We start from the raw sequence: 11180 nt of genomic DNA on the forward strand, positions 1-11180 counted from the left end.
CGCTTCGGAAGTGCGCTTCACCCGCTTCTTCAATTCGACGCCGATGGCGATCGCCGGTGTCGATGCCAGCGGACGCATCCTGCGCACCAACGCACCTTTTCTGTCGCTGTTTTCCTCGGTCGTCGACCGCGATGCCGTGGATCGCCGCGTACGGCTCGACACGGTGATCCATGACCGCGACCGGCCGGCCTTTGCCGCGGCGTTCGAGAAAGCCCGGCAGCGGCAGGCCGATATCGAACCGATCGACACCGTGCTGCCCGGCAACGAAGAACGGCACATCCGCTTCTACGTCAATGCCGTCGCCGACGGTACCGGCGGCGAAGGGGCCGAGGAATCGGCCATCGTCTACGCCGTCGAGACGACCGAGCAAAAGGCGCTCGAAGGGCAGATGGCGCAAAGCCAGAAGATGCAGGCCGTCGGCCAGCTCGCCGGTGGCATCGCGCACGACTTCAACAATGTGCTGACCGCCATCATCATGGCGTCGGACCTGCTTTTGACCAATCACCGGCCGTCGGATCCGTCCTTCCCCGACATCATGAACATCAAGCAGAACGCCAACCGGGCCGCCTCGCTGGTCAGGCAGTTGCTGGCCTTCTCGCGCAAGCAGACGCTGCGGCCGGAAGTGCTGAACCTCACCGACGTGCTCGCCGATCTCAGGATGCTGCTTGCCCGGCTGGTCGGCAACGACATCAAGCTCAAGGTCGACCACGGCCGCGACCTGTGGCCGGTCAAGGTCGATATCGGCCAGTTCGAGCAGGTGGTGGTCAACCTGGCGGTCAACGCGCGCGACGCGATGCCGGCGGGAGGCGATCTCACCGTGCGCACACGCAACGTGACCGCCGAGGAGTCCAAGACCTTCCCGTATCGCGAACTCGCGGCCGCCGACTATGTGGTGGTCGAGGTCGAGGACACCGGCTCAGGCATCGCGCCCGACGTGCTGAAGAAGATCTTCGAGCCGTTCTTCACCACCAAGGAGGTCGGCAAGGGTACGGGCCTCGGTCTGTCCATGGTCTACGGCATCATCAAGCAGACCGGCGGTTTCATTTTCTGCGATTCCGAAGTCGGCAAGGGATCGACTTTCCGCATCTTCCTGCCACGTCACATCGCGGAAGCGAAAAAGGCGGCCGAACCCGGTGAAGCACCGGCCGCCGCGGCAGTCAAACTGGCCGATAGCATCAAGGACCTGTCCGGGTCGGCGACGGTACTGCTGGTCGAGGATGAGGACGCCGTGCGCATGGGCGGCATGCGGGCACTGACCTCGCGTGGTTACACCGTCCACGAGGCGTCCTCCGGCGTCGAGGCGCTGGAAGTGTTCGAAGCGCTCGGCGGCAAGGTCGATATCGTCGTTTCCGACGTAGTGATGCCGGAAATGGACGGGCCGACGCTGCTCGGTGAATTGCGCAAACGCCAGCCGGACATCAAGTTCGTCTTCGTCTCCGGCTATGCCGAGGACGCATTCGCCAGAAACCTGCCGGCGGAGGCGCATTTCGGCTTCCTGCCAAAACCGTTCTCGCTCAAGCAACTGGCTACGATCGTCAAGGATGTGCTTGAATCTTAGGTATTTCCAATGCCGCGCCCCTTGCACAACGCGGTAACAACGCCATGATTATTGGCAATATAGCAGGCGGGCTTGGGGGAGCAGCTGTTGACGCCACACATCGAGGCAAGCAAGGGCGACTACGCCGACACGATTTTGTTGCCGGGCGACCCGCAGCGCGCGGAGTGGATGGCCGGCACGTTCCTCGACACGCCGCGTTGTGTCAATCGTCGTCGCGGTGCGCTTGGCTTTACCGGCTCGTTTCGAGGCAGGCCCATCAGCATTCAGGCGACGGGTATCGGTGTTTCATCGTTCCTGATCTATGCGCATGAATTGCTTGATTATTATGGCGCTCGGACACTGATCCGCACCGGTACCTGCGGTGGCCTGAGCGCCGAGGCAAAGCTGCGCAGCCTTGTGATCTCGCAATCGGCACGGCCTGAAGACACTGAGAACGGCCGGGTCTTTGGCCTTTACGAGGCTGATGTCGGCCCGGATCCGGCGCTGCTCGCTTGCGCATTGGCCAAGGCAACCGAACTCGGCATCGACCACCACGCCGGCCTGACAGCCTGCACCGACATATTCTACCATCCCGACCCACGTGCCCGCTATGCCGACGCCAGGGCGCTCGGAGCGCTGGCCGTAGACATGGAAACCAGCGCTCTCTATCGCATCTCGGCGCATTTCGGCGCGAGGGCATTATCGCTGCTGACCGTGGTCGACAATCTGCTCACCGGCGAACAGACCGACTATTCCGAACGCCAGGAGCTTTTCACCGACATGAGCCGCCTGGCGCTCGAAATTGCCACGGAAGCGCGCTAGGCGGCCTCGCGCAACGATCGTTGTTTCATAGCCATCGGCGGCGGCGTGGGTCTTGTCGTAGACGCGTCATCGCCGAGCGCGTTTCGCGCCGCACGCTCCTGAAAGGCAGCCTTGCATCCAGCGCATTGATCGCCGGCGGCAGCTTTGTCGGCTCGTTGTTTGCCGGCGAAACACATGCGGTCGCCGCTCTTTCGACACTCGGCTTTCCCGAGTTGAAGCGTCGCGAATGAAGGGGGAGGATGAAGACGGGGAATTGGCCATGGTGTCGGCCTCTCGAGGTGGATGTGACGGCGCACCGCTGCCTATCCAGTTTCGGCAACATCCAGATGACACGGCAGACGTGCAGACTCCCAAGGCAGCCCCGATGGGAGGCGAAGGCCTACTGATTGCCTCCCTTGGTGCAGGTCGAGGCGGTGAAGGCCCCGTCGGGTTGCTTCATGATGATGTCGAAGGAGGGCGGGTTCTGGCCGTCCAGGGTTGCCTGGGTCATCGAGAGCGCGTTGCCGCCGGCGGTATAGCCGCCGAGCGGGCCCAGCCACGAAATCACACCGTTTGCATCCATCTGATAGTTGTAAGCCTGTTGGGCGGTACCGAAGGTGACGGGGCCTGTGTAGGCGTTTCCCTTGATGGTGATGTCGCCGAGGTTGAGGAACAGGCCGAGCAGATAGACTTCGCAGTGATAAGTGCCATCGGGCATCTTGCCATCGCTGAAATCGGCTCGTGCCGCTCCGGTTGCCGCCGCCACAGACAAAATGCCGATGAATATGCGTGAAATGCCTGATGTCATGACGTCGTCCGTTTGAACGACAAGCTTGCCCTATTTTCGTGCCGCGCCGCAACATTTGTCGTCCGCGACACGTGCGCCAAGGTCAAAATATAGGCACGTGTCAAAAATGAGCTAAAATTAGGCATACGCCTCGTGCGCTGCGCAAATTTCCCTCAATCATTTTTTAACCGGCTCTCTTATCTGTGTTCATTCTAATGTATCAACTAACTGATAACGTTCGGTTAGTTTGCTATTTTCAGCAAGCCGGCAGCGGTTGGCACGGGGGTTGCATCGTAGTGTTGCGGTGCAATCAACCAGCTTGGGAGTCTTCGGTATGAGGGGTAATTTCTCGACAATAACAAAAATGGTCTCGGCGGGCGTGGTCGCCGCCGGTTTGATGATATCCGCTCCGGCCAGGGCTGCCGACGACACGATCAAGGTCGGCATTCTCCATTCGCTGTCGGGCACAATGGCGATTTCGGAGACGACGCTGAAGGACGCCATGCTGATGCTCATCGACGAGCAGAACGCCAAGGGCGGCCTGCTCGGCAAGAAGCTTGAAGCCGTCGTCGTCGATCCGGCTTCCAACTGGCCGCTGTTCGCCGAAAAGGCGCGCGAACTGATCTCCAAGGACAAGGTCGCGGCGGTGTTCGGCTGCTGGACCTCGGTGTCGCGCAAATCGGTGTTGCCGGTGTTCTCCGAGCTCGACAACATCCTGTTCTATCCCGTCCAGTATGAGGGCGAGGAAAGCGAGCGCAACGTGTTCTACACCGGTGCGGCTCCAAACCAGCAGGCCATTCCGGCCGTCGACTATCTGATGAGCAAGGACGGCGGCTCGGTGAAGCGCTGGGTGCTGGAAGGCACCGACTACGTCTATCCGCGTACCACCAACAAGATCCTCGAAGCCTATCTGAAGTCCAAGGGCGTCGCGGCCGAAGACATCATGACCAACTACACGCCGTTCGGTTTTTCCGACTGGCAGACCGAAGTTTCGGCGATCAAGAAGTTCGGTTCGGCCGGCAAGAAGACCGCCGTCGTCTCGACCGTCAATGGCGACGCCAATGTTCCGTTCTACAAGGAACTCGGCAACCAGGGCATCAAGGCCGAAGACATCCCGGTCATGGCCTTCTCGGTGGGTGAGGAAGAACTTGCCGGTCTCGACACCAAGCCGCTGGTCGGCCATCTTGCGGCCTGGAATTATTTCGAGAGCGTCAGCACGCCCGAGAACAAGAAGTTCATTGCCGACTGGCACAAGTTCATCAAGAACAACAAGCGCACCACCAACGACCCGATGGAAGCCCACTATATCGGCTTCAACATGTGGGTGAAGGCGGTTCAAAAGGCCGGCACCACCGATCCGGACAAGGTCATCGATGCCATGGTCGGCGTTTCGGTGCCGAACCTGACCGGCGGCTATTCGACGATGATGCCGAACCATCACATCACCAAGCCGGTGCTGATCGGTGAAATCCAGGCCAATGGCCAATTCGAAACGGTTTCGAAGACACCGGGCCTGGTGATGGGCGACGAATGGTCCGACTACCTGCCCGACTCCAAGGACCTGATTTCCGATTGGCGCGCGCCGCTCAGCTGCGGCAACTTCAACGTCAAAACCGGCAAGTGCGGCGGCAAGGGCACGAACTGATCCTCCCCGGGCTGGACCTTCGGGTCCACGCCCAAGACCGCGCGCGTCCGGACAGTTCCTCCACTGTCCGGACGCCAACTTCAACCTTCAATGGTCACCGAAAGCCGATGAAGATTCTCCACGCGATTGGCCTGACGCTTCTGTTCCTGCTGACGACGCTGTCGTCTTCGGGCGCTGCGGAAGCCGATCTGCGTGCCATCATCGCCAAATTCGCGACAGTAACGGACTTTTCCGAAACAGGAGCTGTCGTTCAAGAGTTGACGGCCACAGGCGATCCGGCTGTCGAACGGCCGCTTGCTGCATTGGCGGACGGCAATCTTTACGTTCGTACGGCCGACTCGATGGTGTTTGTCGGCAAGGAAGGCGACGAAAACGTCCAGCTTTTCGACCCGCTGAGCGGCGAGCCAGCAGGCGAGGCCTCCGAGGACGACATAACCAAGATCAGCGTCAACAACACGTTGCGCCGCACGATCCGCGATGCATTGGGCACGTTGACGCTTGGTTCCAAGGATCCGACGGTCCGCATCGCCGCCGCGGACACCATGTTCAAGACACCGGACGCCGCCAATATCGGCCCGCTCGACGCAGCCATCGCCAGTGAAAGCGTGGCAAGCGTCAAGGCTTTGCTGGAACAGGCGCGTGCCGCTTCCATTCTGGTTTCAGACAAGCCCGACGCAGACAAGCTCGCCGCAATCGCCCTGATCGGTGCGCGCGGCGACCGCGATGCTGTTTCGCTGCTCACCTCGGTCGAGGCCAACGCCTCTGGAGCGGTCAAGGACGCGGCGACGGCTGCGATCGCAAACATCAATTCGACGCTGGCCTTGTGGGATGCCGGCCAGAACATCTGGTATGGGATATCGCTGGGTTCGGTGCTGCTGCTGGCAGCGATCGGGCTTGCGATCACGTTCGGCGTCATGGGCGTCATCAACATGGCGCATGGCGAGATGGTGATGCTCGGCGCCTACACGACTTTCGTCGTCCAGCAGGTGATCCGCACGTCCTTTCCCGGCCTGTTCGACTGGTCGCTGGTGATCGCGCTGCCGCTTGCCTTCCTGGTTGCGGCATTCGTCGGTCTCATCATCGAGCGCGGCGTCATCCGCTTTCTTTACGGCCGGCCGCTGGAGACGCTGCTGGCGACCTGGGGCGTATCGCTGATCCTGCAGCAGGCGGTGCGCTCGATCTTCGGACCGACCAACCAGGAGGTCGGCAATCCGTCCTGGATGTCCGGCTCATTCGACGTCGGACAACTGGCCATCACCTGGAACCGGCTGTGGATACTGGTGTTCGCGCTCACGGTGTTCGGCATGTTGCTCTACGTGATGAAGCGCACGCCCTGGGGCCTGCAGATGCGCGCAGTCACCGCCAACCGGCGCATGGCCGCCTCGATGGGCATCAGGACGCCGTGGGTCGACGCGCTGACTTTCGCGCTGGGGTCCGGCATTGCCGGTATTGCAGGCGTCGCGCTCAGCCAGATCGACAATGTTTCGCCCAATCTCGGCCGCGGCTACATCATCGACAGTTTCATGGTCGTCGTCTTCGGCGGTGTCGGCAATCTCTGGGGCACGCTGGTCGGCGCCTTCTCGCTCGGCATTGTCAACAAGGTTCTCGAACCCTATGCCGGCGCCGTGCTCGGCAAGATCGTCGTGCTGGTGCTGATCATCCTGTTCATCCAGAAGCGCCCGCGCGGCCTGTTCGCGCTCAAGGGCAGGGCGGTGGAAGCATGATGTCAGGACGCTTCTTCGCCGCGGGTGCCGACCGCCGCATCGCCATCACCATTTTCGCCCTGCTGGCGGTGGCCGTCATCGTGCCGCTGCTCAACCTGGCTGTTTCGCCAACCAGCGCCTTCTACGTGCCGTCCTACATAGTCGCGCTGACCGGCAAGTATCTCTGCTACGCGCTGCTGGCGCTGTCGCTCGATCTGGTCTGGGGCTATTGCGGCATCCTTTCGCTTGGCCACGGCGCCTTCTTCGCGCTCGGCGGCTATGCAATGGGCATGTATCTGATGCGCCAGATCGGTTCGCGCGGCGTCTATGGCAATCCGATCCTGCCTGATTTCATGGTGTTCCTGAACTACAAGCAATTGCCGTGGTTCTGGACCGGGTTCGACCATTTCTGGTTCGCGGCAATCATGGTGCTGACGATGCCCGGCCTGCTTGCCTTCGTCTTCGGCTGGTTCGCCTTCCGCAGCCGCGTCACCGGCGTCTATCTCTCGATCATCACCCAGGCGATGACCTATGCGCTGCTGCTCGCCTTCTTCCGCAACGACATGGGCTTCGGCGGCAACAACGGGCTCACCGATTTCAAGGATATTCTGGGCTTTAACGTGCAGGCCGACGCGACCCGTTCGGCGCTGTTCGCGGCCAGCGCGGTAATGCTCGCGCTCGCCGTTTTCATCACCTGGGCGATCGTCGGCTCCAAATACGGCAAGCTGCTGATGGCCGTGCGCGACGCGGAGAGCCGCACGCGTTTCCTCGGCTGGCGGGCGGAGAACGTGAAACTGTTCGCCTTCACCGTTTCGGCCGTCATGGCAGGCATTGCCGGCGCGCTCTACGTGCCGCAGGTCGGCATCATCAATCCCGGCGAATTCGAACCGTCCAATTCGATCGAGGTGGTGATCTGGGCGGCGGTGGGCGGACGCGGCACCATCGTCGGGCCGATCATCGGCGCGCTGCTCGTCAATGCCGGCAAATCCTGGTTCACCGGTGTGCTGCCGGAATTCTGGCTGTTCGCGCTGGGCGGCCTGTTCGTCGCCGTCACCTTGCTCCTGCCGAAGGGCATAATCGGCATGTGGGACAGCTGGCGCGGCAATGCCAGGGCGTTGCGCGCGGCTTCCCTCGCTGACGAAGCCGGTACCGAGGTGAGAGTCGCATCCGCCACCTCGAAGCCTGCTCGCTCGCCGGCCAGAAATCCAGGCGAATGGTCGTGGTCCGATCCCGAACCGCAGGCGGCGGAGTAAGCGGCCATGAGCAAATCCAACACCATCCTCTATCTCGATGGCGTCTCGGTCTCCTTCGACGGCTTTCGCGCCATCAACAATCTGTCACTGGTGCTCGACAAGGGCGAGATGCGCGCCATTATCGGCCCCAACGGCGCCGGCAAGACGACGATGATGGACATCGTCACCGGCAAGACGCGACCCGACGTAGGCGAAGTGTTCTTCGACGGCCAGGTGGACCTCACCAGGCATGACGAAGCCGAGATCGCCATGATGGGCATCGGCCGCAAATTCCAGAAGCCGACCGTCTTCGAAAGCCACACGATCGAGGAAAACCTGATGCTGGCGCTGAAGGGGCCGCGCTCGATCTTCCCGGCGCTGTTCCACCGCCAATCGGCCGCCGAGACGCGACGGATCGACGAGATTCTTGGCATCATCCGGTTGGGCGACAAGCGTCATGACCTGGCGGCCAATCTCAGCCACGGCCAGAAACAGTGGCTCGAGATCGGCATGCTCTTGGCGCAGGACCCGAAGCTGCTTCTGGTCGACGAGCCGGTCGCCGGCATGACCGATGCCGAGACCGAGGAAACCGCGCGGCTGCTCAGGGACATCGCGCGTGACCATTCGGTCATCGTCGTCGAGCACGACATGCATTTCGTGCGTGAGCTCGGCGTCAAGGTCACCTGCCTGCATGAGGGCTCGGTGCTCTCCGAAGGGACGCTCGATTTCGTATCGGCCGACGAGCGCGTCGTCGAAGTCTATTTGGGGAGATGAGCATGGTCTGGCGGGTGCAATTCCATCATTTCGACATGTCGTTTCTCCGGTTTTGGAGAAGGCGCTGACATGCTCGAAGTTTCCAATGCCACGCTCCATTACGGCGCCGCCCAGGCGCTGCGCGGCGTGTCGCTGAAGGCGGCTGCCGGCCAGATCACCTGCGTGCTCGGCCGCAACGGCGTCGGCAAGACAAGTTTGATGAGATCGATCGTCGGCCATCACCGGCTGACGAGCGGAAGCGTTGCCTTCGAGGGGAAGGCGCTCGACCGGAGCGCGGCGTATGACCGCGCCCGGTCGGGCATCGCATTCGTGCCGCAGGGCAGGGAGATCTTTCCGCTGCTCAGTGTGCGCGAAAACCTCGAATCCGGCTTCGCGCCCTTGAGGCGCGCCGACCGCGACGTGCCGGCGCACGTCTTCGAGCTGTTTCCGGTGCTGAGGCAGATGCTTGGCCGCCGTGGCGGCGATCTTTCCGGGGGGCAACAGCAGCAGTTGGCCATCGGGAGGGCGCTGGTAATGCGGCCGAAGCTGCTGGTGCTCGACGAGCCGACCGAAGGCATCCAGCCCTCCGTTATCAAGGACATCGGCCGCGCCATACGTTATCTGCGCGACCAGGCCGGCATCGCTGTGTTGCTGGTCGAACAGTATCTCGACTTCTGCCGAGAGCTTGCCGACGAGGTCAACATCATGGATCGCGGCCAGATCGTCCACACCGGCCCGGCGCAAGATTTAGACCGGGCTGATGTTCGCAAATTCCTCACGGTCTAGAATCGGCACTGGACTTCAGTTGAAGATTTGAAGTTCTTGGCAAGTCCAATATTTCTTCCATCCATCATCCGCGTCTCTGGCACACGCGATGTCGCATGCTAGTCTTTTCCAGGCTTTGTGAGTCGGCCGCTTCCGTATCAGTCTGGTTATAGCAGATCGAGGCGCGGCGAAGGTTCTGCAAGTTCCACGCAAGCAAGGCTTCCTAGCTTCCCGATCTCTGTCGTTCAAACGCGTTTGGGCACACAGGCTAAGGGACAGCCATGGAACGTTACGTCGAGGACTACCAGAAGCGGCGGCTTACCGAACGTGTCGACATCATCGCCGCCATCAACATCTTGAGGTCACAGGGCTGCGACTACGATGATCTGATCGAGGAGATCACCAAGGTCTTCTACGTCGACCTCGATGCCTTCAATGAAATCGTCATGGCGGCCTAGGGGCAGTCTTCGCTATTCAACAATCACAGAGTCGCCATGATGCGAGTGATCAGCTCGCGCGCCGGAATGGCGAGGCGATGACGCGGTTGCGGCCTCCGCGCTTGGCGTCGTAGAGCGCCTTGTCGGCGGCGCTGAGCACCTTGTCCAAGCTGAGGCCCTCCTTGCTGCCAAACGCAAATCCGGCGCTGACCGTGCAGGTGAGCGAGCCGGTTTCGGTTTCTATCAACCGCATCGCGAAAGCCGCCCGGATGCGCTCAGCTGATTCCTCGACCGTCTCCGGCAGAGTGCGCCTCAGCACCAGTGCGAATTCCTCGCCGCCCATGCGCGCGGCGACGTCGGCCGATCGAAGGTTGGCTGCCAACTCTCTGGCGAACACCTTCAGCACCTCGTCGCCCGCCGCGTGGCCGAATTCGTCGTTGATGGCTTTGAAATTGTCGAGGTCGAAGACGACCACGGCGGTAAAGGCGCCGACCGGAATATGGCCATGCATGTCGAACAGGGCGCGCCGGTTGAGCAGGCCGGTCAGGGGATCCGTCAGGGCGTTGCGGTGGTGGTGCCGCGCCAGACGCCCCTGGTTGAGGGCAAGCGAAAGTGCCCCAATACCCGTCATGCTGGCGATCACCACGATCAGGCTGAGCTCTTCTGCCCAATTGCTTGGCGCGTGGCCGAGCACTAGTTTTCCGTCCCAGGCGAGAACCATGGCGCAGAGCGAGAAGGACGTGGCCGTGGCCGAATAGAGCGTGGTGATGCCGATCGTCAAGGCGGGCGCCTCATCGCGGCCTCTCCAATATTCGAACGCCGTGGCGAACAGGAGCAAGGCGGCGAACATGTTCTCGAACATGAAGCCGAGGCCGTCATAGCCCAAAGCCATGGGAGGCAGCGCTATCGCCAGGGAAACGCAACCCCACAGCGCCCGCGGCAGCGGCGAGCCGCCGGTGCGGAACTGATAGGCGGCACCCAGCATGGCCGAAAAGCCGATCAGCAGGAACGCCGAGGTGGCGATGCCGAGCAGGCGCCCGGGCATGTCGATATAGGCGTCATAGATGAAAATATCGCCAACCACGAACACCAGGCTGATCGCCCATGTCAGCAGGAACTTTTCCGAGCGGGCGGTCAGCCACATGCCGAACAGCGTCAGGCTGAGGCAAGCGGCGGAGAAACCGACAGCGAGCAGAAGTGAAGTGTAGTCGAGCGACATGCCCCTCTTTCCCTGCCGGCGACGGTTCCAGCTCTGCAGCTTGGCGTCGGTGTATTCATGCGGCAAGGAAGTGTCGATAAGGTTACGATCACGGCGAAGATGCCCAGGAATAGGCTCTCTGCTACGCCCAAAACGCATAGGCGACGCACTTATAGCGGGTGCTGGAAACCGAATGATGCTTTTTCAGTCGCTTACGCGCCTCATCAGCGCCATTGCCCCGAACGGCGCGCGCACCTTGCCCTCGGTGATGAAGTAGACGAAGACATCGCGCGGCTGGACCGGGGCGTCGGTGGCGGGTCCG

10 protein-coding genes and 1 pseudogene are annotated in these 11180 nt (G+C 61.6%); 8 read left to right on the forward strand and 3 right to left on the reverse strand.

Annotated features, from left to right (window positions below):
- Positions 1-1558: ATP-binding protein (locus tag EOA36_RS14600; RefSeq protein WP_127278243.1), on the forward strand; the 1558-nt coding region annotated here is incomplete at its 5' end.
- A gap of 87 nt (positions 1559-1645) precedes the next feature.
- On the forward strand, positions 1646-2359 hold the full coding sequence (locus tag EOA36_RS14605; protein ID WP_127278244.1) for a DeoD-type purine-nucleoside phosphorylase: 714 nt from the start codon (positions 1646-1648) through the stop codon (positions 2357-2359).
- A 379-nt stretch (positions 2360-2738) separates the two neighbouring features.
- Here the strand turns inward: EOA36_RS14605 and EOA36_RS14615 are convergent, their stop codons facing one another.
- The gene (locus tag EOA36_RS14615; protein ID WP_127278245.1) at positions 2739-3146 is read right to left on the reverse strand and encodes a hypothetical protein; all 408 of its coding nucleotides are present in this window, start codon (positions 3144-3146) and stop codon (positions 2739-2741) included.
- 343 nt (positions 3147-3489) lie between these two features.
- Here EOA36_RS14615 and urtA point away from each other — a divergent pair, with 343 nt between their 5' ends.
- The 6 genes from urtA to EOA36_RS14645 all read left to right on the forward strand — a co-directional run bounded on the left by urtA (position 3490) and on the right by EOA36_RS14645 (position 9681).
- On the forward strand, positions 3490-4770 hold the full coding sequence (gene urtA, locus EOA36_RS14620; RefSeq protein WP_245464357.1) for an urea ABC transporter substrate-binding protein: 1281 nt from the start codon (positions 3490-3492) through the stop codon (positions 4768-4770).
- A 107-nt stretch (positions 4771-4877) separates the two neighbouring features.
- Positions 4878-6494 carry an urea ABC transporter permease subunit UrtB gene (urtB, locus tag EOA36_RS14625; protein ID WP_127278247.1) on the forward strand — a complete coding sequence of 539 codons (1617 nt, stop codon included), beginning with the start codon at positions 4878-4880 and terminating at the stop codon, positions 6492-6494.
- Complete coding sequence (urtC, locus tag EOA36_RS14630; RefSeq protein WP_127278248.1) at positions 6491-7726, forward strand: urea ABC transporter permease subunit UrtC; 1236 nt, start codon at positions 6491-6493, stop codon at positions 7724-7726. The genes urtB and urtC overlap by 4 nt, the downstream gene beginning before the upstream one ends.
- A 6-nt stretch (positions 7727-7732) precedes the next feature.
- Positions 7733-8479 (forward strand): urea ABC transporter ATP-binding protein UrtD, encoded by a 747-nt coding sequence (gene urtD / locus EOA36_RS14635; RefSeq protein ID WP_127278249.1) that lies wholly within the window; start codon positions 7733-7735, stop codon positions 8477-8479.
- Positions 8480-8548: 69 nt separating this feature from the next.
- Entirely contained in the window at positions 8549-9244 is a 696-nt protein-coding gene (gene urtE, locus EOA36_RS14640; RefSeq protein WP_127278250.1) for an urea ABC transporter ATP-binding subunit UrtE, read from the forward strand.
- A 260-nt stretch (positions 9245-9504) separates the two neighbouring features.
- On the forward strand, positions 9505-9681 hold the full coding sequence (locus EOA36_RS14645) for a hypothetical protein (RefSeq protein WP_084636783.1): 177 nt from the start codon (positions 9505-9507) through the stop codon (positions 9679-9681).
- A gap of 49 nt (positions 9682-9730) precedes the next feature.
- On the opposite strand, the gene EOA36_RS14650 is transcribed toward EOA36_RS14645, so the two are convergent.
- Positions 9731-10879: a GGDEF domain-containing protein gene (locus EOA36_RS14650; RefSeq protein ID WP_127278251.1), complete on the reverse strand. Its 1149-nt coding sequence runs from the start codon at positions 10877-10879 to the stop codon at positions 9731-9733.
- Positions 10880-11062: 183 nt separating this feature from the next.
- A pseudogene (locus EOA36_RS38255) lies at positions 11063-11180 on the reverse strand (DUF72 domain-containing protein); the annotation flags it as partial.

It is taken from the genome of Mesorhizobium sp. M8A.F.Ca.ET.021.01.1.1 (assembly GCF_003998025.1).
Lineage (GTDB): Bacteria > Pseudomonadota > Alphaproteobacteria > Rhizobiales > Rhizobiaceae > Mesorhizobium.